General features: G+C 66.8%; 21 protein-coding genes. 12 read left to right on the top strand and 9 right to left on the bottom strand.

Annotation, left to right across the window (positions count from 1 at the left end):
- Positions 1–6 precede the first annotated feature (6 nt).
- From H7J73_RS00900 to H7J73_RS00890, 3 genes are all read left to right on the top strand, one after another.
- Positions 7–1,638 (top strand): long-chain fatty acid--CoA ligase, encoded by a 1,632-nt coding sequence (locus tag H7J73_RS00900; protein WP_264065321.1) that lies wholly within the window; start codon positions 7–9, stop codon positions 1,636–1,638.
- 92 nt (positions 1,639–1,730) lie between these two features.
- Positions 1,731–2,789, top strand: a complete 1,059-nt coding sequence (locus tag H7J73_RS00895; RefSeq protein WP_264065320.1) for an NAD(P)H-dependent amine dehydrogenase family protein — start codon at positions 1,731–1,733, stop codon at positions 2,787–2,789.
- 19 nt (positions 2,790–2,808) lie between these two features.
- Positions 2,809–3,672 carry a patatin-like phospholipase family protein gene (locus H7J73_RS00890; protein ID WP_264065319.1) on the top strand — a complete coding sequence of 288 codons (864 nt, stop codon included), beginning with the start codon at positions 2,809–2,811 and terminating at the stop codon, positions 3,670–3,672.
- Here H7J73_RS00890 and H7J73_RS00885 read toward each other — a convergent pair.
- Positions 3,669–4,640 (bottom strand): patatin-like phospholipase family protein, encoded by a 972-nt coding sequence (locus tag H7J73_RS00885; RefSeq protein WP_264065318.1) that lies wholly within the window; start codon positions 4,638–4,640, stop codon positions 3,669–3,671. The two genes, H7J73_RS00890 and H7J73_RS00885, sit on opposite strands and share 4 nt — an antisense overlap.
- Before the next feature lie 115 nt (positions 4,641–4,755).
- Between H7J73_RS00885 and H7J73_RS00880 the strand changes: the two genes are divergently transcribed.
- The 3 genes from H7J73_RS00880 (at position 4,756) to H7J73_RS00870 (ending at position 6,871) form a co-directional block, all read left to right on the top strand.
- Positions 4,756–5,361: a TetR/AcrR family transcriptional regulator gene (locus tag H7J73_RS00880; RefSeq protein WP_264065317.1), complete on the top strand. Its 606-nt coding sequence runs from the start codon at positions 4,756–4,758 to the stop codon at positions 5,359–5,361.
- Positions 5,362–5,433: 72 nt separating this feature from the next.
- Positions 5,434–6,030 carry a GNAT family N-acetyltransferase gene (locus H7J73_RS00875; protein ID WP_264065316.1) on the top strand — a complete coding sequence of 199 codons (597 nt, stop codon included), beginning with the start codon at positions 5,434–5,436 and terminating at the stop codon, positions 6,028–6,030.
- A gap of 94 nt (positions 6,031–6,124) precedes the next feature.
- Positions 6,125–6,871, top strand: coding sequence for an SDR family oxidoreductase (locus tag H7J73_RS00870; RefSeq protein WP_264065315.1), 747 nt, complete (start codon positions 6,125–6,127; stop codon positions 6,869–6,871).
- On the opposite strand, the gene H7J73_RS00865 is transcribed toward H7J73_RS00870, so the two are convergent.
- Together H7J73_RS00865 and H7J73_RS00860 are read right to left on the bottom strand one after the other, a co-directional pair.
- Positions 6,868–7,356, bottom strand: a complete 489-nt coding sequence (locus tag H7J73_RS00865; protein ID WP_264065314.1) for a MarR family winged helix-turn-helix transcriptional regulator — start codon at positions 7,354–7,356, stop codon at positions 6,868–6,870. The genes H7J73_RS00870 and H7J73_RS00865 overlap by 4 nt on opposite strands.
- A gap of 75 nt (positions 7,357–7,431) precedes the next feature.
- The gene (locus H7J73_RS00860) at positions 7,432–7,932 is read right to left on the bottom strand and encodes a lipoprotein LpqV (RefSeq protein WP_264065313.1); all 501 of its coding nucleotides are present in this window, start codon (positions 7,930–7,932) and stop codon (positions 7,432–7,434) included.
- Positions 7,933–8,043: 111 nt separating this feature from the next.
- Between H7J73_RS00860 and H7J73_RS00855 the strand changes: the two genes are divergently transcribed.
- A complete protein-coding gene (locus H7J73_RS00855; RefSeq protein WP_264065312.1) occupies positions 8,044–8,622 on the top strand; it encodes a cysteine dioxygenase in 579 nt (192 codons plus the stop codon).
- Positions 8,619–9,026 (top strand): rhodanese-like domain-containing protein, encoded by a 408-nt coding sequence (locus H7J73_RS00850; RefSeq protein WP_264065311.1) that lies wholly within the window; start codon positions 8,619–8,621, stop codon positions 9,024–9,026. Before H7J73_RS00855 ends, H7J73_RS00850 begins: the two co-directional genes overlap by 4 nt.
- Here the strand turns inward: H7J73_RS00850 and H7J73_RS00845 are convergent.
- From H7J73_RS00845 to H7J73_RS00835, 3 genes are read right to left on the bottom strand one after another with little or no spacing between them, the layout of a single operon-like run.
- Complete coding sequence (locus H7J73_RS00845) at positions 9,010–10,734, bottom strand: alpha/beta hydrolase (RefSeq protein ID WP_264065310.1); 1,725 nt, start codon at positions 10,732–10,734, stop codon at positions 9,010–9,012. The genes H7J73_RS00850 and H7J73_RS00845 overlap by 17 nt on opposite strands.
- Before the next feature lie 9 nt (positions 10,735–10,743).
- Complete coding sequence (locus tag H7J73_RS00840; RefSeq protein ID WP_264065309.1) at positions 10,744–11,517, bottom strand: enoyl-CoA hydratase; 774 nt, start codon at positions 11,515–11,517, stop codon at positions 10,744–10,746.
- On the bottom strand, positions 11,514–12,587 hold the full coding sequence (locus H7J73_RS00835) for an enoyl-CoA hydratase/isomerase family protein (RefSeq protein ID WP_264065308.1): 1,074 nt from the start codon (positions 12,585–12,587) through the stop codon (positions 11,514–11,516). Before H7J73_RS00835 ends, H7J73_RS00840 begins: the two co-directional genes overlap by 4 nt.
- Before the next feature lie 223 nt (positions 12,588–12,810).
- Between H7J73_RS00835 and H7J73_RS00830 the strand changes: the two genes are divergently transcribed.
- Positions 12,811–13,662, top strand: coding sequence for a Bax inhibitor-1/YccA family protein (locus H7J73_RS00830; protein ID WP_264065307.1), 852 nt, complete (start codon positions 12,811–12,813; stop codon positions 13,660–13,662).
- A gap of 60 nt (positions 13,663–13,722) precedes the next feature.
- Here the strand turns inward: H7J73_RS00830 and purT are convergent, their stop codons facing one another.
- From purT to H7J73_RS00815, 3 genes are read right to left on the bottom strand one after another with little or no spacing between them, the layout of a single operon-like run.
- On the bottom strand, positions 13,723–14,925 hold the full coding sequence (purT, locus tag H7J73_RS00825; protein ID WP_264065306.1) for a formate-dependent phosphoribosylglycinamide formyltransferase: 1,203 nt from the start codon (positions 14,923–14,925) through the stop codon (positions 13,723–13,725).
- Positions 14,926–14,932: 7 nt separating this feature from the next.
- On the bottom strand, positions 14,933–16,150 hold the full coding sequence (locus H7J73_RS00820) for an acetyl-CoA C-acetyltransferase (protein ID WP_264065305.1): 1,218 nt from the start codon (positions 16,148–16,150) through the stop codon (positions 14,933–14,935).
- Between the two features lie 44 nt (positions 16,151–16,194).
- Complete coding sequence (locus H7J73_RS00815; protein ID WP_264065304.1) at positions 16,195–17,154, bottom strand: SGNH/GDSL hydrolase family protein; 960 nt, start codon at positions 17,152–17,154, stop codon at positions 16,195–16,197.
- Between the two features lie 278 nt (positions 17,155–17,432).
- Between H7J73_RS00815 and H7J73_RS00810 the strand changes: the two genes are divergently transcribed.
- The 3 genes from H7J73_RS00810 (at position 17,433) to H7J73_RS00800 (ending at position 20,716) form a co-directional block, all read left to right on the top strand.
- Positions 17,433–18,485: an alpha/beta hydrolase fold domain-containing protein gene (locus tag H7J73_RS00810; RefSeq protein ID WP_264065303.1), complete on the top strand. Its 1,053-nt coding sequence runs from the start codon at positions 17,433–17,435 to the stop codon at positions 18,483–18,485.
- Between the two features lie 34 nt (positions 18,486–18,519).
- Positions 18,520–19,914 carry a cystathionine beta-synthase gene (locus H7J73_RS00805; RefSeq protein ID WP_264065302.1) on the top strand — a complete coding sequence of 465 codons (1,395 nt, stop codon included), beginning with the start codon at positions 18,520–18,522 and terminating at the stop codon, positions 19,912–19,914.
- Positions 19,915–20,125: 211 nt separating this feature from the next.
- A complete protein-coding gene (locus tag H7J73_RS00800) occupies positions 20,126–20,716 on the top strand; it encodes an Rv1078 family RDD domain-containing protein (protein ID WP_264065301.1) in 591 nt (196 codons plus the stop codon).
- The last annotated feature ends 64 nt before the right edge of the window (positions 20,717–20,780 follow it).

Here is a 20,780-nt window from a genome sequence, read left to right as displayed (position 1 = left end):
GCACCAATGCAGAGCACCATGCAGGACTTCCCGCTGACCATCGCCGCCATCCTGCGACACGCAACCACCGTGCACGGCGATCGCACTGTCACCACCGCGACCGGGGACGGCTTCCGGCACACCACATATCGCGAGATCGGTGCCGACACCGCCAGGTTGGCCAACGCCCTGCGCCGCCTCGGCATCGCCGGTGACCAGCGGGTAGCCACCTTCATGTGGAACAACCAGGAACACCTGACGGTCTATCTGGCGGCACCGTCGATGGGCGCGGTGCTGCACACGCTCAACATCCGACTGTCGGCCGAACAGATCGCCTTCATCGCGAACGAGGCGCAGGACCAAGTGGTCTTCGTCGATATGTCACTGGCTGCTCAGCTGGCCGCAGTGCTGCCCAGCCTGGAGACCGTACACACCGTGATCGCGGTGGGAGACGGGGACGTGGCCGCGCTGGTCGAGTCGGGCAAAACCGTGCTGCGGTATGCGGATCTGCTGTCCCGGGAATCCGCCGACTTCGACTGGCCCGCCCTCGACGAGAATTCGGCCGCGGCGATGTGCTACACCAGCGGCACCACCGGCAACCCGAAAGGTGTTGTCTATAGCCATCGTTCAAGCTACCTGCACTCCATGGCGACGAATGTCGTCAACGGGTTCGGCATCGGCTTCGGTGATTCGGTGCTGCCGATCGTGCCGATGTTCCACGCCAACGCCTGGGGTCTGCCGTACGGGACGATGATGGCCGGTGCGGACTTGGTGCTTCCCGACCGGTTCATGGATGCCAAGTCGCTGATCCAGCTGATCGAGACGCAGCGGCCGACGGTGGCCGGGGCCGTTCCGACCATCTGGAACGACGTGATGAACTGCCTGGAAAAGGATCCGGGCCGCGACATCTCGTCGCTGCGGATGGTCGCGTGTGGCGGATCAGCGGTACCGGTGTCGCTGATGCAGACCTTCGAGGAACGTCACGGCGTCCAGATCCGGCAGCTGTGGGGGATGACCGAGACCTCCCCGCTGGCCACGTTGGCGTGGCCGCCGCCGAACGTCCCCCGGGAGCAACAGTGGGCGCTGCGTGCCACCCAGGGCCGACCGGTGTGCGGGGTGGAGGCCCGTATCGTCGACGACCAAGGCGCGGTGCTGCCCAGCGACGGTGAATCGGTCGGGGAACTGGAAGTGCGGGGACCGTGGATCACCGGTAGCTATTACCTGGGCCGCGACGAGGCCAAGTTCGCCGACGGCTGGCTGCGCACCGGTGACGTCGGGCGCATCGACGCGCTGGGTTATGTGACGCTGACCGACCGCGCCAAGGACGTGATCAAGTCGGGCGGGGAATGGATCTCGTCGGTCGAACTGGAAAACCACCTCGTCGCCCACCCGGCGGTGCTGGAGGCCGCCGTCGTCGGTGTTCCCGACGAGCGCTGGCAGGAACGCCCGCTGGCGGCCGTGGTGATCAAAGACGGTGCGGACGTCACTGCCCAGGAGCTGCGGGAGTTCCTCGCCGACAGGGTCGTTCGCTGGTGGCTACCCGAGCGGTGGACCTTCGTCGACGAGGTGCCGAGGACCAGCGTCGGCAAATACGACAAGAAGACGATCCGCGCCCGCCACGCCGACAACGCCTACGAGGTCACAGAGGTGCGGGACTAGAGGTTGCGCCATCTGCGGGTCACAGCGCGTGTTCTGGTGTAGAACCGACAGTAGAACGTGTTCTAGTTTTCAGCCCGTCGAAGGAGACACGCGTGGGCCTCAAAGTTGTGCAGTGGGCGACGGGCGGCGTCGGTATCGCCGCCATCAACGGAGTGCTCGAACATCCCGATCTCGAACTGGTCGGATGCTGGGTGCATTCGGAAGCCAAGAACGGCAAGGACGTCGGCGAGATCATCGGCACCGGACCGCTGGGGGTGGCGGCCACCAACAGTGTCGAGGCCATCCTCGCGATGGACGCCGATGTCGTCATCTATGCCCCGCTGATGCCCAACGCCGACGAGGTGGTGGCGCTGCTGCGCTCGGGTAAGAACGTCGTCAGTCCGGTCGGATGGTTCTACCCGGGTGAGAAGGAAGCGGGCCCGTTGCGGGCCGCTGCGCTGGAGGGCAAGGTGACCCTGCACGGCACGGGTATCGCCCCCGGCGGTATCAGCGAGCATTTCCCGCTCGTGCTGTCGGTGATGTCGACGGGCGTCACTTTCGTTCGTGCCGAAGAGTTTTCGGATCTGCGCACCTACGACGCCCCCGACGTGCTCCGCTACGTGATGGGCTTCGGCGACACCCCGGAGAAGGCGCTGACCGGGCCGATGCAGAAACTCCTCGACGGTGGTTTCGTCCAGTCGGTGAAGATGGTGGTCGACCAGATCGGGTTCAACGCCGACCCGACCATCCGCGCCACCCAGGAAATCGGGGTGGCCACCGGGCCGATCGAGTCGCCGATGGGCACCATCGAGGCGGGCCAGGTCGCGGCGCGCAAATTTCACTGGGAAGCCCTCGTCGACGGCGAACCGGTCGTGCGGGTGACCGTCAACTGGTTCATGGGTCAGGAAAACCTCGACCCGCCATGGACATTCGGCCCGGCAGGTGAACGCTACGAGATGGAGGTCCAGGGCAACCCGGATTTCAACGTCGTCATCAAGGGATTCCAGCCCGAGAGTGTCGAGGCCGGGCTGAAGAGCAACAACGGCATCGTGGCCACCGCCGCGCACTGCGTGAACTCCATCCCCGCGGTCTGTGCGGCCGAACCCGGTATCGCCACCTACCTCGACCTTCCGCTGATGAGCGGACGGGCGGCGCCTCGACTGGCGCGCTGACGCCGATAGCATCGGCGTCATGTCACGTTCAGGGCTGGTGCTGGCGGGCGGCGGATTGGCCGGTATCGCCTGGGAAACGGGGATCCTGCGCGGTATCGCCGACGAGATTCCCGCCGCGGCCGACGCACTGCTCGACGCCGATGTCCTGGTGGGCACCTCTGCGGGGTCGACCGTCGCGGCCCAGATCGGTAGTGGGCTCGATATCGAGGAGCTGTACGACCGGCAGACCGCCGAGGCCACCTTCGAGATCGACTCCGGCGTGGACATCGAACGCATCACCGAACTGTTCACGGGTGCGATGACGCCGGGCACCACCGCGGCCCAGCGGCTCCAGCGGATCGGGGCGATCGCACTGGCCACCGACACCGTCGCCGGGCCGGTCCGCCGGTCGGTGATCGAGCAACGACTGCCCTCGCATGACTGGCCCAACCGAACCTTGCGGATCACCGGAATCGACGTGGCGACAGGCGAACTCGTCGTATTCGACAACACCTCCGGGGTGCAGCTCGTCGACGCGGTCGCGGCCAGCTGCGCGGTCCCCGGGGTATGGCCGCCGGTACGCATCCCCTTCCCGGCTGGTGAGCGCATCTTCATCGACGGGGGAACGGGCAGCTCGGTGAACATGGTGGCCGCCAACGATTGCGACGCCGTCGTCGTGCTGGTGCCGTCGGGGCGGGACGCCCCGTCACCGTTCAGCGCTGGTGTCGCCGCCGAGATCGCCGACTTTTCCGGCGCGACGCTGGCGCTGTTCGCCGACGACGACGCGCTGGCCGCCTTCGGACCGAATCCGCTCGACCCGCGGTGCCGGATCCCATCCGCGCGCGCCGGCCGTGAGCAGGGGCGTCGCCACGCCGGCACCGTAGCCGAATTCCTGGCTCGCTAACCCACCGTCGGGGGCCGCCGGTCGAGGACATCGAGAGCGGCGGCGGCGAGCTCCTGCCCGATGTCGATCACTTCGGCGGCCCGGTGGAACTCCAGGCTGCGGCACACCGTGCGCGGCACCTCGATGAGCAGATCCGGCGGGTAGGCGGCCAGCGTGTGCCGGGCCAGCGCGGCTTGGGAGATTTCGATGGTCCGGTTCATCACCTCGAAGCTGCCCAGTTTCGGCACCGCGACGTCCCGCAGCCCGTCGGGTTCCTCGGCGAGCTCGGCGTCGACGCTGCTGAATCGGCTCAGCACGGACTGCGCCGACGGCGTGTCGAGGATCGAGCGTGCGGCCTTGGTGTCGAGCAAAGCCGATGTGCTGCGCAGCATGCGGTTCAACCACTCGGTGGTCGCCCGGGGCTCGTCGTCCAGGTGACGCGTCGGGTCGTCACCGCTGAGGCTGACCGCGATCGTCAGATCGGCGTTGGCGGCGGCGATCGGGGCCATCGGCAACGGGTCCAGGATGCCGCCGTCGGCCAGTAGTCGGCCGTTGAGCACGTGGGGTGAGATCACCCCGGGGATCGCGATCGACGCCCGGATCGCGGCATCGACGGGGCCACGCTGCAGCCACACCGACTTTCCGGCGATCAGGTCGGTGGTGACGGCGGTGTAGGGGATCGGCAGCTCTTCGATCGCAATGTCACCGATGATCTCCCTGACCGCGTCCAGAATTTTCTCGGCTCGCAACACGCCCGCCGCGGTCAGTGACGGGTCAAGCAGGCGCAGTACCGCCCGCTGCGTCAATGATGTTGCCCAGTCGGCGAATTGATCCATCTTGCCGGCCGCCTGCAAACCACCGACAAGAGCGCCCATCGACGAACCCGCGATGCCGACGATCTCGTATCCGCGCTCCTGGAGTTCGTTGATCACACCGATGTGGGCATAGCCGCGGGCGCCACCGCTGCCGAGGGCCAGGGCGACACGCATGGCGATCATCTTGCTCCCGCCCTGCGTGGCGTCGCCAGTCAGGTCGGTGCCGTCTCGGTGCCATGTCGCGGGGATAGTTTCAACGCACGGAGAAATTCACCTTATGATGAAACTCATGGCCAAAAAGACGCCGATCGCTCCTGGGCCGCGGGATGAGCGCGGGGTGCTGTCCGCGCGGATCGTGCGCGCCGCCCGCGATGAGTTCGCGCAGAACGGTTGGGCGGGCACCACCTTGCGCGCTGTCGCCCGCGCCGCCGACGTCGACCCGGCGTTGGTCTACCACTACTACGGTTCCAAAGAGGGGCTCCTCGACGCCGCCACGGCACCGCCGCAACGGTGGCTGGAGAACGTCGCAAAGACCTGGGCGACACCGGTTTCCGAGCTGGGCCGCGCGTTGGTCGAGACGCTGTTGGCCAGCTGGGCCGACGACGAGATCGGTCCGACCCTGCGGGCAGTTCTGCAGACGGCCGCGCACGAGCAGAGCACCCGCGAAAAGCTGCGCCTCATCGTGGAGCGCAGCCTGATGGGGGTGTCCCAACTCGGCGACGACGAACGCGATCGGCTGGTGCGCAGCGGCCTGATCTCGTCACAATTGCTGGGTTTCGCGCTGATGCGCTACGTCTGGCAGATCGAACCGGTCGCATCGATGTCTGACGTCGAGGTGATCGCGGCCATCGCGCCGAACCTGCAGCGTTACATCGAGGGCGATATCGGCTCCTGACACCGTCGGGTCCGGCGTGATCGGGTCCGGGATGGGCCTTGTCATGGGCCCCGGCCGGTAACGTGGCGGCACGTGACCAGCAGTCTTCAGATTCGGCGGGCGACGTCGGGGGACAGCGGCGAGGCCGCGCAGACCCTCGGTCTCGCCTTTGCCGACTACCCGTTCACCCGGCATACCGTCGATTCGCGTGATCACCGAGACCGGGTGCGGTCGTTGCAGCGATTGTTCCTGACGGAGATCGGATTGCGATGCGGAAACGTCTGGGTATCAGATGATTTGGCCGCGGTCGCAGTGTGGACGACCCCATCCTCGGTAGGTCTGGACGCGGCTTTTGGTGCGATAGCGGACCAGGTCGTCGATCTGTACGGTGATCGAGCGGAAATCGCGGCGAGGGCCGATGCGGCAACTGCGTGCCTGCGGCCGACCGATCCCGTTTGGTTCCTGGCGACGGTGGGTGTTGCGCCGGCCTCGCAAGGCCGGGGCCTGGGACGAGCTGTGCTCGAACCCGGTTTGCAGGCGGCGAAGGATGAAGGCTGTGCGGCATATCTGGAGACGTCATCTCCGTCCAATGTCGCCTTCTATCAGCGCCTGGGGTTCGCCGTCACCGGAAGCGTGTCCCTGCCCGACGACGGGCCAACGGTATGGGCGATGCTGCGGGCCGCCCGGTGATCGGATGCCCACCGGAATAGGGTGACATGTCACGCAGTTGTGCTGAGTCAGCGTGGGCGGAGACGCCGCCCGGACAGCGGATGGAGAGCGCATCATGGGTCAGCTCAGCGGCAAGACGGCACTGGTCACCGGCGGAACTTCGGGCATCGGCCTGGCCTCCGCGCAACGGCTGGCGGCCGAAGGCGCACACGTGTTCCTCACCGGCCGCAATAAGGCCGGCGTCGACGAGGCGGTGGCCACCATCGGCGAATCCGCAACCGGTGTCCGCGGCGACATCACCGACGAACGTGACCTCGACGCACTGGCCGCCGCGATCCGGGGCCGCGGCAACGGCCTCGACGTGGTGTTCGCCAATGCCGGTGGAGGTGAGTTCGCCACCTTGGCGGACGAGACGCGCGAACATCTGGCCGACACCTTCAACCGCAACGTAGGTGGCACCGTGTTCACCGTGCAGAAGATGCTGCCGCTGCTCAACGAAGGCGCATCGATCGTGCTCGCCGGTTCGACATCGGCGTCCGTCGGCTTTCCCTCGTTCGGCGCCTACGCGGCGTCGAAGGCGGCCATCCGGTCCTTCGGTCGGACATGGGCGGCCGAACTCGTCGGCCGCAAGATTCGCGTCAACACCGTCATCCCCGGACCGGTGGAGACCCGCGGTCTCAAGGAACTCGCTCCCAGTGGTCAGGAGCAGGCGCTGCTCGACGGGCAGGCGGCAACGGTCCCGATGGGGCGACTCGGGCAGCCGTCGGAGATCGCCGCCGCCGTGCTGTTCCTGGCTTCGGATCAGAGCAGCTTCATGACCGGTGCCGAGATCTTCGTGGACGGCGGGGCCGAGCAGATCTAGGCCGGCTCCGGTGGCGGCAGGGTGCCCTCGGCCACGATGTTCTCGTAGACGATCCCGAGCACGTCGGCCAGTTGGGCCTCCTGCCGGGCGCTGATCCCGGAGAAGAACAGCGTCCGCACCCACGCGACATGTTTGGGTGCGGCTGCCGACAACGCCCGCCAACCCGACTCGGTCAGCACTGCGTCGGTGGCTCGCCCGTCGACCGCCGAGCGGGTCCGCTCGACCAGTCTGCGCGCGGTCATCCTTTGCAGATGGTGCGACAGCCGGCTGCGTTCCCAGCCGATCATCGTGGCCAGGTGGGTCAGCTGCATCCGGTGTTCAGACGCGCTCGACAGCGCGTTCATCACTGTGTAATCGCTCAGGGACAGCCCGCATTCGGTCTGCAGGTGGCGATTCATCTCGTATTCGAGCCGGTGATACACCTGCAGGTAGTTCAGCCAGGCTCGTTGCTGAGAGGCGTTCAGCCACTGGCCTTCCGCGGTCACAGTGGTGGTTCGGATCGATGAGATTTTAAGATGCCCACGACCTCCCAACTGGGTGAGACGTCACGTATTTTAGCGCTAGGCGCACTCTCCCTTGGCCGCGCTGTTGACCGCGATGATGACGCCCGCCTGCTGAGCCGGTGTGAGCTGCGCCCACGGGGTGTTGAAGGTCCCGGGGCCGTTGGCGCCTGGCGCCTGCAGCACCTTGAGATACGGCTCGACCAGAGTCTGCGGATCGGCGTGCTGCTCGTCCATCCACACCTTCGCGGCGTGGCAGGCCTGGCCATATCCCGATTCGGTGGCATCGGCGGGGACGTCGACCTTCGTCGTGACACCGCCGGGGGAGACGCCGACGGCGCCCGGCTGCACCGGTTCGGCGGGCAGCGGCCCGGGCTCCGAGGTGGATTCGGCGGGTGCTGACGAGGACGTTGTCGGGGTGGCGGAGGCCGGTGCGGTGGCCGACGACGCCGCCGGCTGGCCGCTCGATCCGCATGCCACGGCGGTCATGACGATGGTGCCGGTGACGGCGACGAGGGGGGCCGCGCACGTAAGCGAGCCGCGTTGGAGGTACCTGCGCATGGCGACCAATCTATGCAACACTGATCGGCGTGATGGAGCGCATCGGATTCCGGGAGTGTTGTCCGGCTTAGCCGCCGACCCCCGTCCGTCCATCATTTCTGGAGTCCCCGCATGTCTGCTACTGCTGTCATTCCCTCTCCCATTCCCGCGGTGTCCGCGCCGACCCGGCTGCGCCTGCCCGATTTGCTGTTCGCCACCGATCGCGGTGCCAACGACGTGCTGGACGGTCGTTACGACCATCTGCTGCCCGCCGGTGGTGTTCCCACCGACGAGCGCTGGTTCACCCGGCTGCACGGCGACGACGAACTCGACGTCTGGTTGATCAGCTGGGTGCCCGGTCATTCCACCGAGTTGCACGACCACAGCGGATCGCTCGGCGCGCTCACCTTGCTGACCGGCGCTCTTGACGAATTCCGTTGGGACGGAGACGTTTTGCGCGAGCGGCGACTGGTGGCCGGCGATCAGGCGGCGTTCCCCCTCGGCTGGGTGCACGATGTGGTGTGGGCACCATCGACGCCATCGGTATCGGCGGCGGTGAGCCCGGCGGTAATCAGCGTGCCGCCGGAACCTACCCTGAGCGTGCACGCCTACTCGCCGCCGCTGACCGCGATGTCGTATTACGAGATCACCGACCAGGGCACGCTCCGGCGTCAGCGCACCGAACTGACCGATAAACCCGAGGGTGAATGACCAGCCGGATCGACAAGCTGCTCGACGACGCCAGGGCCCGGCTGCACCGCCTCCCGGCCACTGAGGTACCCGCCGCGCTCAGCCGCGGCGCCTGGCTGGTGGACATCCGCCCGCAGGCCCAGCGCGCCCGCGAGGGCGAGGTGGCACACCTCGCCGAGCGAGCATTGGTGATCGAACGCAACGTGCTGGAATGGCGCTGCGACCCGACCAGCGACGCGAAACTGCCTCAGGCGCAGGACGACGATGTCGAATGGCTGGTGCTGTGCTCGGAGGGATACACGTCCAGCCTGGCGGCCGCCGCACTGCAGGACCTCGGGCTGCACCGCGCGACCGACGTCATCGGCGGTTACCACGCGCTGGTGGCGGCCGGTGTCCTCGACCAGCTGGCTACTCAGGCGCACTGAGTAACGGGCGTAACTTCGCCGTCTTCGCCGGCGTCCAGCCGGGCGGCTGCAGGATCGCCGCCCACGCATTGGCCACGTCGTCGACGTAGCGGTGGCCATGACCGGGTGGCACGTCGACCGCCACCGCCATATCTGCCGACACCTGCAGGAACGTCACCACCGGGATCCATTCCATATCGGGAGAGACGTCATACCCACGCTCCTCCCGCAGCCAGTCCGGCTTCTTGAACAGCAGATCCGGGTTCCACCACGCGATCGGGTCGGAGGCATGCTGCAGGTAAACCACCCGCGGCGTCCCCCAGGGATCGTTGGGTCGGTCCAGATTCTCGGGCGTGGCGGCGAAGCGGACGTAGGCGCCCTTGTCGTAGATGGGCAGCCACTCCGGTGAACCGGGATCACGGTTGATCGTCAGGTCGGTCCAGACCGTGTTGTTGAAGGTCGGTCCGCTGAACAGGGCGCCGTCGGTCCTGGCGATGATGTTGTTCAGGCTCAGGAAAGGCGCCTCGCCACCGAATGAGCCGAGGCTCTCGCCGAACACCACCAGCTTGGGGCGCCGGCCCTCGGGCATCGCCTTAACCAGTTCGTCGACGGCCTCGAACAACGCCTGCCCGGCCTGACGCGCGTTCTCCTTGTCCACCAGGAACGACAACCAGCTGGGCAGAAACGAGTACTGCATGCTGACGATGGCCGAGTTGCCGTTGTACATGTACTCGATCGCCGAGGCCTCCGCCTCGTTGATCCAGCCGGTGCCCGTGGTGGTCGCGACGGCCACCACCGGACGGTTCAGTCCGCCCGTGCGCTGCAGTTCCCGGGCCGCCAGCGCGGCGGTGGCCTTGATGCCGTTGGCAGAGTTCAGTCCGGCGTAGGCGCGGATCGGCTCGATGGCCTGTGCGCCGCCGTTGAACTGAGTGAGTTGCTCAAGGGTCGGCCCGCCCTCGACGAAGGTGCGGCCCTGTTGCCCCAACGACTCCCACGACACCAGCGACTGCGGCCCCCCGGAGCGCATGGGCGACGTCGGCGCAGCGGTGTCGGGGTTCATTTCGTTGTTGGCGGCCTCGAAGGTGTTGTTCAGGGTCGTCATCGCAAACCTGACCACGATGCCGTTCAGTAGTGCGATGGTCAGTGCGAGGAGCAGCACCACCACGACGACAGCCGAAACCCTCGGTGGCGCAACACGTTCGAGTTGGCGGACCAGAAACCGGACCAGCCTGCCGATCAGTTGCCCGATCTCGACGAACACGAAGAGGAACACGATCGAGAGCAACGCCGCCAGCGGATGGTCCCAGAACGTCAGCCGCGGGACGCCCATCAGGTCGCGAACGTCGTCCTGCCACACGTGGAACCAGATGATCATCAGGACCTGACCGATGATCCCGACCACCACCAGCGACACCCACGCCCAGCGCGGGGCGGTCGGGCTGGAGTCCTTGGACCGCATGTACCTTGCCAGCCACACGAAGAAGACCCCGAGGCCGTAGCCGATGGCACCGGCCGAGCCGCTGACCAGCCCCTGGAACAGCGGGCCGCGCGGCAGCAGCGACGGCGTCATCGACAGCCAGAGGAAGATCAACCCCAGCGCTGTACCGCAGAAGGTGTAGTGCCGTTCCCACCACGGTGTCTTGGCGGGCGGCTCGTCAGTCGGTGCCGCGGCGTCCGGAGCGTTCGGCTCCGGCTCGGCGGTGGCAACTCCTGCGTCTGCGTCAGTCACGCATGCACTTTAACGGTGCGTGAAGTTCGGAGCCCGTTTCTCGCTGAATGCCGCCATACCCTCGGTCTGGTCGTCGGTCGCGAACGCCGAGTGGAACAACCGTCGCTCGTAGAGCAGCCCCTCGGCCAGGGTGGACTCGAAGGAGCGGTTGACGGCCTCCTTGGCCATCCGCGCCGCCGACCGCGACATCTGCGAGATGGTGGTCGCGACGGACTTCGCCTCGGTCAGCAGGTCGGCTGCGGGCACCACGCGTGACACCAGTCCGGCCCGCTCTGCCTCGTCGGCCCCGATCGTGCGACCGGTCAGGATCAGGTCCATCGCCTTGGCCTTGCCGATGGCCCGCGTCAGACGCTGGCTGCCGCCCATCCCGGGCAGCACGCCCAATTTGATCTCCGGCTGGCCGAATTTCGCCGAGTCCGCGGCGATCAGCAGATCGCACATCATCGCCACCTCGCAGCCACCGCCCAGTGCGTAGCCCGCGACGGCGGCGATGGTCGGTGTCCGGACCGCGGCGAGCTTGCCCCACGCGGCGAAGTAGTCGGACGCGAACACCTCGGCGAACGACAGACCGGCCATTTCCTTGATGTCCGCGCCGGCCGCGAATGCCTTCTCGCTGCCCGTGATGATGATGGCGCCGATTCCCGGATCGTCATCGAAAGCGGCTGCAGCCGTGGTCACTTCGGCCATCACCTGGCCGTTGAGTGCATTGAGCGCCTTGGGCCGGTTGAACGTGATGATGCCGACCCGGTCCTCGGTGTCGACCAGGATGGTCTCGAAAGTCATGCGCTTCTTTCTCCTTCGAACGTCAAATCCGGTTCTGCCGGCGCGAAGTAGGCTTCGACGTCGGCCGGGGTGAGAGCGGTCAGTGACACCGGCGACCATGTCGGGTTGCGGTCTTTGTCGATGAGCTGGGCGCGGATCCCCTCCACCAGGTCGTGCGAACGCAGCGAGGCGCACGATACCCGGTATTCCTGCACCAGAACCTCTTCCAGCGTGTTCAGCTCGCGGGCCCGGCGGAACGCTTCCAGGGTCACCGTCAGCGCAATGGGGGAGCGGCCCTCGATGATGTTTGCGGCGTCGGCCGACTCGCCGGACCCGTGGTCGCGCAACCCGGCCAGAATGTCGAGCACCGTAGCGCCGGCGTAGCAGTAATCGATCCAATCCTGCTGGGCGGCAAGCTTGCTCGGCGGTGGCTCGATGGCGTGCTTGGCCACGGCAGTCTCCACATCGTGGTCGATGACCGCCTGAGTGAAGGCGCCCAGCTCGTGATGCGGAACGAAGTGGTCGGCGAACCCGAGGACGATGGCGTCGGAGCCCGAGATGGGCGCGCCCGTGAGTGCGACGTGCAGGCCGAGGTGCCCTGGTGCGCGAGGCAGCAGGAACGTCGAGCCGACGTCGGGGATGAAGCCGATACCGACCTCGGGCATCGCCATCTTGGTCTTATCCGTGACCACCCGGACATTGCCGTGCGCGCTGACGCCGACGCCGCCGCCCATCACGATGCCGTCCATCAGCGCCACATACGGTTTGGGGTGACGACCGATCATCTCGTTGAGGCGGTACTCGTCGAACCAGAACTTGCGGGCCTCCGAGCCGTCGCCGCGGGCGCTGTGGTAGATCGCGACGATGTCGCCGCCCGCACACAGACCGCGCTCGCCGGCGCCGTCGAGCAGCACCGTGCGGACGCCGTCGTCGTGCTCCCAGGCTTTGAGCGCGTCGGTCATCGCGTCGACCATCGTTTGGTTCAATGAATTGATCGCTTTGGGCCGGTTCAGGGTGAGGATCCCGATCCCGTTGTCGACACGGGCCAGGATCTCGGTCTGCGCGGTGGTCTCGCTGGGTGCGCCCGTCACGTGGTGGCCGTCCTTTTCTGTGCGTGCTGTCCGGAGAAAGCTTGGATATCCAAGTATTATCCGGCCAATCTAGATCGTCACCTCGACGGCCGGGTCCTTGGGTAATGTTCACGCCCGACGAGAGCGGAAAAACCCCTTCAAAACGGGAACGTGGGCGGGTTTCGGTTCGTTAGACGAGTGTTCGTGTAAGACTTTCAGGTACTTCACAGGAAAGGATCCGACGGTGCGGGAAACCAGCAACCCTGTATTTCGCTCGCTGCCTAAGCAGCAGGGCGGGTACGCCACATTCGGCTCTGGCGCCGCCGGCGCCGGGGCCGCGGTTCAGCAGAACTACGGTGCCGAGCCCTACATCGACCAGCGTCAGACCGGGGTCTCCCGGCCGCTGACCATTGACGACGTGGTCACCAAGACCGGCATCACGCTGGCCTTGCTCTCTGTCGTCGCCGTCGTCTCCTACTTCCTGGTTGGCAACAACCCCGGGTTGGCGATGCCGTTCACCCTGGTCGGCTTCCTCGGCGGTTTCGCCCTGGTGATGGTCGCCACCTTCGGTCGCAAGCAGGACAACCCGGCGATCGTGCTGACCTATGCCGGCCTCGAAGGACTCGGCCTCGGTGCGTTCTCCTACGTGATGGCCAATTTCGTCGTCGCCGGCGCCAACGCCGGTGCACTGATCGGACAGGCCATCCTGGGCACGATCGGCGTCTTCGCCGGCATGCTCGTGGTCTACAAGACCGGAGCCATCCGGGTCACGCCGAAGTTCACCCGCATGCTCATCGCGGGCATGATCGGCGTGCTGGTTCTGATGCTCGGCAACTTCGTGCTGGCGATGTTCGGTGTCGGCGGCGGTGACGGGCTGGGCCTGCGCAGCGGTGGCCCGATCGCGATCATCTTCTCGCTGGTCTGCATCGGCATCGCGGCGTTCAGCTTCCTGATCGACTTCGACGCGGCAGACCAGATGATCCGCGCCGGTGCGCCGGAGAAGGCCGCCTGGGGCATCGCCCTCGGCCTGACCGTCACCCTGGTGTGGCTGTACATCGAGATCCTGCGTCTGCTCAGCTACTTCCAGAGCAAATAGCACTGACTGCCAGAAAGGGCGCCCACCGCGAGGTGGGCGCCCTTTCTGCTGTACGGATGTCTAGACGGCCCTCGGTACCACGCGGCGCGCTGCCTCGACGGCATTGCGGCGCGCAGTGTCCACGTCCTCGTCATAGGCCAGGGCCACGCCCATTCGGCGCTTGACGAAGCTCTCCGGCTTACCGAACAGCCGAATGTCGCTGCGCGGCACCCGCAACGCGGCGTCGACCCCGTCGAACACCACGCCGTGGGCGTCGACACCGCCATAGATCACCGCGCTGGCACCGGGTGTTTTGAGCGTGGTATCGACCGGCAGGCCGAGGATCGCCCGGGCATGCAGTTCGAACTCGTTCTGCCACTGTGTGACCATCGTCACCATTCCGGTGTCGTGCGGGCGCGGGCTGACCTCGCTGAACCACACCTGATCACCCTTGACGAACAGTTCGACGCCGAAGATGCCCTGCCCGCCGAGATTATCTGTCACCGCTGCCGCGATCCACCGGGCGCGCTCCAGCGCGGCAGTCGGCATCGGATGGGGCTGCCAGCTCTCGACGTAGTCGCCGCCGACCTGCTTGTGCCCGATGGGTTCACAGAACGCGGTTGCGATCTCGCCGTCGGCACCCCGTGCGCGCACCGTCAGCAGGGTGATCTCGTAGTCGAAGTCGATGAAGCCCTCGACGATGACGCGGCCACCGCTGACCCGGCCGCCGGCCATGGCGTAGTCCCACGCCGCCGCCACACCGTCGGGCCCGTCGATCTTGCTCTGCCCCTTGCCCGAACTGCTCATCACGGGTTTCACGACGCAGGGGTAACCGATCCCAGCGTCGATCGCGGCCTGCATCTCCTCCCGTGAGTCGCAGAACCGGTAGGGGCTCGTCGGCAGGCCAAGAGTTTCGGCGGCCAGCCGACGGATGCCCTCGCGGTCCATGGTCAGCCGGGCCGCGCGCGCCGTCGGCACCACCCGAACCACACCCGCGGATTCCAGCGACTCCAGCATCGGGGTGGCGATCGCTTCGATCTCGGGCACCACGAGATCGGGTTTGTCGGCCTCGATCAGCGCCTTGAGCTGATCGGGATCCGACATCGCGATGGTGCGGGCGTGGTGGGCGACCTGGTGGCCCGGTGCATTCTCGTAGCGGTCGACGGCAAACGTTTCGACTCCGAGACGCTGTAGGGCGATCAGTACCTCGCGGCCGAGTTCGCCCGACCCCAGCAGCATGACCTTGGTGGCATGTGCTGACAGTGGTGTGCCAAGTGTGGTCATCGCGATGTCAGGAAAGTCGCTCCAACACCATCGCCATGCCCTGGCCGCCGCCGACGCACATCGATTCGATGCCGAACGTCTTGTCGTGGGTGGTCAGGTTGTTCAGCAGCGTGGCGGTGATGCGGGCGCCGGTCATACCGAACGGGTGGCCCAGTGCAATCGCTCCGCCGGACACGTTGAGCTTGTCCTCGTCGATACCCAGCTCGCGGGCCGAGCCCAGCACCTGCACGGCGAACGCCTCGTTGATCTCGACCAGATCGATATCCGAGATGGTCTTGCCGGCCTTGGCCAGCGCCTTCTTGATCGCCTCGATCGGGCCGAGGCCCATGATCTCCGGCGACAGCCCGGACACCCCGGTAGACACGATGCGCGCCAGGGGAGTGAGCCCCAGTTCCTTGGCCTTGGTGTCGCTCATGATCACCACGGCTGCGGCGCCGTCATTCAACGGGCAGGCGTTGCCGGCGGTGATGGTGCCTCCTGCGCGGAACACCGGCTTGAGCTGACTGATCTTCTCGTAGCTGGTGCCGGCGCGCGGGCCGTCATCGGTGGAGACCACGGTGCCGTCGGGCAGCGTCACGGGCACGATCTCGCGCTCGAAGAAGCCCGACTTGATGGCCTCCTCGGCACGGTTCTGCGAACGCACGCCCCAGTGGTCCTGGTCTTCGCGGCTGATCCCGGTGAACAGCGCGACGTTCTCAGCCGTCTGGCCCATCGCGATGTAGACGTCCGGGATGTGGCCGTCGTTTCGGGGGTCGTGCCACTCATCAGCACCAGCCGCCTGCTCGGTGGTCCGCTCCTGCGCCTTCGCGAACAGCTCGTTCTTGCTGTTCGGGGCGCCGTCGGCGGCACCGACACCGAAGCGAGAGACGGTCTCGACGCCGGCGGAGATGAACACGTCGCCCTCGCCGGCCTTGATCGCGTGGAAGGCCATCCGGGTGGTCTGCAGCGACGACGAGCAATACCGGTTGACAGTGGTGCCGGGCAGGTAGTCGTAGCCGAGCTCAACGGCGACCGCGCGGGCGATGTTGTACCCGGCCTCACCGGCGGGCTGGGCGCAGCCCATCATCAGGTCGTCGATGTCACGGGGATCGAGCGACGGCACCTTGTCCAGGGCGGCGCGCACCATCTGGGCGGCCAGGTCGTCTGGACGCATCGTGGCAAGGGATCCCTTGACCGCGCGGCCGATCGGCGAGCGGGCGGTGGCAACAATGACTGCTTCGGGCATGAGCGCTCCTTCGGGTGCTGAAAAACTCGCAGGTTGGCAAAACGCTAGCCCGCGGGCAGAACCAGCGGCGCAGGCACCCCGCCCGTTTGGCGGGGCCAGCGTTTCGCCAGCATCCTCAGCCGCGCCAGCAGTGGGCGGGTCTCGGCCCGGCGCGTCTCCCACGGCAGTTCGGGCACCGCTCCGCCGGCCCATTCGCCCAGAGCAAAGCACAGCGCCGGCAGTAGCTGCTGCGCCGCCAGCGCGTAGCCGGCGGCCGACGGGTGGTACTGGTCCTGAGAGAACATCAACTCCGGTGCCTGCAGGAAGTCCGGCGTCAGTAGGTCGGCGAGCGGCACCGGGACGCCGCCCGCCTCACGTACCGAAGAGGCCTGGGCCCGGGCCAACCGCAGCCCCAGCGTGCGGGCGAAAAACCGCAGCGGCTGCGGGATTAGCGTGATCACCCCGAAGTCCGGACAGGTGCCGACGACCACGACGGCTCCGCTGGCACGCAGACGTTTAACGGCGTTGTTGAGGCGTCGCGCCGACTGCGGGATGCCGTTGAGCGCGGTGATGTCGTTGGCGCCGATCATGATGACCGCGGCGTCCGGGGGCGGGCCGGCGACGAACATCGCGTCCACCTGACCGGAGAGCCCCTTGGACGTCGCGCCGACAATTGCCTTGGTGCTCAACCGGATTCGCTTGCCGGACTGTTCGGCCAGCCCTCTGGCCACAAGTGCACCCGGCACCTCGTCGGCGTTGGTGCAGCCGTATCCGGTGGCGGTGGAGTCGCCGAAGATCATCAGGTGGAGGTCGAAGGGCACACTGCGCTGCCAGCGTTCGACGGGGCCGCCGCCGGGTTGGTACACCCCATCCGCGCGCGGGGGAACGTCCCAGGACTTCGGAATGACCTGTCGGGTCTTGACTGCCTGCATCGCCAGCAGGTTGCGGGCGCCGAGCACGGCAGTACCGGTCAGTGCGCCAGTTACCACCGCGATGATCGGCCGACGCGGCGCGCGAATGCCCACGGCACACAGTTTAGGCGGCGACGCGTCAGTATTCGGGCTTCGCAACGGATGCGCGCCCCGTGCACAGACGGCCGGGAACCAGTGGGGAACCAGCAGGGAACGCCCTTGTGAATCACAGTCTTGTACAAGAACTGGTATCAAATCAGAATCGTCGTTTGTTAGAACAGACAGAGGTGTCAAGCTAAGTTACCGACATTGGCTGGGTCGGCCCGAGTCCAGGGCGGGCAAAGCCGCACACAGGCACACCGACTGCCACTACAAAGATGTAGGGGGTTGACATGACTGCACCAAGTACGGTGCCCGGACCCGCGCGCGCTCATATCGGCGCTGGTAGCGCCCGTAAATTGCGAAGGTTTCCTGTCAGCGACGGCGCGCCCATCGAGGTCGTCGAAACCGGAACCAGTGTGCGCGGCCGGCTGGTCTCGCTATCTTGCCGGTTGACGGTGCGGCCGGCGCTGGCGGCCTGCAGCTACGTTCCCAACCTCCCATGGCCGTGGGGGCTGATCGATTTCGCGTCCCGGGCGTTGTTGCCCGCCGCCGGAACCGTCCGCGCCACCATCGGGCTGCGGAACACCGACGCCCAACTGGTGCGCGCGCCGGGTGTGTTGCCCGCCGACGGCAAACGTCGAATCGTGCTGTACATGCACGGTGGCGCATTCCTGACCTGTGGGGTCAACTCACACCATCGGATCGTCACGGCGCTGTCGAAGTTCGCTGATTCGCCGGTCCTGGTTGTCAACTACCGGTTGATCCCCAAGCACACCATCGGCATGGCCGTCGACGACTGTCGCGACGCCTACGACTGGCTGCGGCTGCGCGGTTACGGGCCGGACCAGATCGTGCTGGCCGGCGACTCCGCCGGCGGCTACCTGGCACTCACCCTGGCGCAGCGGCTGCAAGCCGACGGCGAGGAGCCGGCCGCGCTGGTCGCGATCTCACCGCTGCTGCAACTGGCCAAGGAGCCCAAACAGGCGCACCCCAACATCAAAACCGACGCGATGTTCCCGCCGAAGGCGTTCGACGCGTTGGTCGGACTGGTGGCCCGCGCGGCGGCCAAGCGCATCGTTGACGGGGAACCCGAGCAGATCTACGAGCCGCTCGACCATATCGAGCCCGGCCTGCCGCGCACGCTGATCCATGTGTCCGGTTCGGAGGTGCTGTTGCACGACGCCCGGTTGGCCGCGCGCCGGCTGGCCGCCGCCGGAGTGCCGACCGAAGTTCGGGTGTGGCGTGGCCAGATTCATGACTTCCAGCTCGCGGCGCCCATCGTGCCGGAGGCGACGCGGTCGCTGCGTCAGATCGGCGAATACATCCGTGAGGCGACCGGCTAGCGCACTCCTGACCGGTGCCTGACACCATGTAGGCATGCGGATCGCCCACCACATCAGTGAGCTCATCGGTAACACCCCTCTGGTCCAGCTCGGCTCGGTCGTCCCCGAGGGCAGCGGCAGGGTGGTCGCCAAGATCGAATACCTCAACCCCGGTGGCAGCAGCAAGGACCGCATCGCGATCAAGATGATCGACGCCGCCGAGGCTTCGGGCGCGCTCAAGCCGGGCGGCACGATCATCGAACCGACGTCCGGGAACACCGGCGTCGGCTTGGCCCTGGTCGCCCAGCAGCGTGGCTACAAATGCATCTTCGTCTGCCCGGACAAGGTCAGCGAGGACAAACGCAACGTGCTGCGCGCCTACGGCGCCGACGTCGTCGTCTGCCCAACCGCGGTGGCACCGGATGACCCGGACTCGTACTACAGCGTCTCCAACCGCCTGGTCGAGGAGATCGACGGCGCCTGGAAGCCGGACCAGTACTCCAACCCGCAGGGCCCCGAAAGTCATTACGAGACAACGGGTCCCGAGATCTGGGCGGACACCGACGGGACGGTCACGCACTTCGTCGCCGGCGTCGGTACCGGTGGCACCATCACCGGCGCGGGCCGGTACCTCAAGGAGGTCTCCGGGGGCGCCGTCCAGGTTGTCGGCGCCGATCCCGAGGGTTCGGTCTACTCCGGCGGCACCGGCAGGCCCTACCTGGTCGAGGGTGTCGGTGAGGACTTCTGGCCCACCGCCTACGACCCGTCGGTGCCCGACGAGATCATCGCCGTCTCCGACGCCGATTCCTTCGACATGACGCGCCGCCTCGCCCGGGAAGAGGCGCTGCTGGTCGGTGGATCGTGTGGGATGGCCGTGGTGGCAGCCATCGAGGTGGCCCGCAAGGCCGGCCCCGACTCGCTGGTCGTCGTCCTGCTGCCCGACGGTGGCCGCGGTTATCTGTCCAAGATCTTCAACGACGCGTGGATGTCGTCCTACGGCTTCCTGCGCACCAGGCTCGACGGCTCCCTGCAGCAGCCGACCGTCGGCGATGTGCTGCGGCGTAAGTCAGGTGCCCTGCCCGACCTGGTGCACACCCATCCGGCAGAGACGGTCCGCGACGCCATCAACATCCTCAGCGAGTACGGCGTATCGCAGATGCCGGTGGTCGGTGCCGAACCGCCGGTGATGGCAGGCGAGGTGGCCGGCAGCGTCTCCGAGCGCGAACTGCTCTCCGCGGTGTTCGAAGGCCGGGCCAAGCTCGCCGACGCGGTGTCCGAGCACATGAGCCCACCGTTGCCGCTGATCGGTGCCGGCGAGCTGGTCGACGCCGCGGCCAAGGCGCTGCGCGAATGGGATGCGGTGATGGTGGTCGACGACGGTAAGCCGGTCGGCGTCATCACCCGCAGCGACCTGCTCAGCTTCCTGTCGGACGGTCCTCGCCGCAAATAGCCGCGCCGGCGCTGCTCGCCCCGCACCGGGTGCGCAGATCCTCGTTGATATGGCAAACACCGGGTCGGGTGGCTTCCGTCCCGCCGGTGCCGGCTCACCCCGCCATATGTCCACGTGGTGAAGATGTCATGTCGCAAGTCTCGGTGAGGCCGTTCTCAGGTACTGTGAATTCGCTCTGATTCAGCTAACGATCGTTGAATGAAGGCCGACATTGACCGAACAGCCGCCAGCACCGCCCCCTGGGAACTATCCGCCGCCTCCGCCCTCGGCAGGCGGATGGGCACCCCCGCCGCCCGGACAGGGGACACCGGCGCTGCCGAAGGACGCTTACACGCCGTGGGCTACCCGCGCGGTGGCCTGGATCATCGACTACCTGCCGTACCTGATCATCATCGGCATCGGCTACGGCGCCGTAGCCGCGACGCAGGAGACTTCCTGCGTCACCGACACCTCGGAGTACAACCTCGGCGAGTTCTGCGCCACCGGGAACTCGACGCTGGGCATTGCCGCACTGGGGCTGTCGGCGGTGATCGCGCTTGCCTACCTCGTCTGGAACCTCGGTTACCGGCAAGGCAAGACGGGATCGAGCATCGGTAAGTCGATCATGAAGTTCAAGGTGGTCAGCGAAAGCACAGGGGAGCCAATCGGTTTCGGGATGTCGGTGGTCCGCGAGCTGCTCTATGCGGTGTTCGATGGCGTCTGCTTTGTGCTGGGTATCGTCACCTATCTTTACCCCCTGTGGGACGTCAAGCGGCAGACGCTGGTCGACAAGGCCATCAAGACCGTCTGTCTCCCGCGGTAAAGCTTGCATCCCCCTCGATGACGGTGCCGGACCGCAGAATTGACTATGCGGGCCGGTGTTGTCG

It is taken from the genome of Mycolicibacterium komossense (assembly GCF_025822605.1).
Classification (GTDB): Bacteria; Actinomycetota; Actinomycetes; order Mycobacteriales; family Mycobacteriaceae; genus Mycobacterium; species Mycobacterium komossense.
Note: the sequence above shows the minus strand (reverse complement) of the source record. Positions and strands in the feature narration are given on the sequence as shown.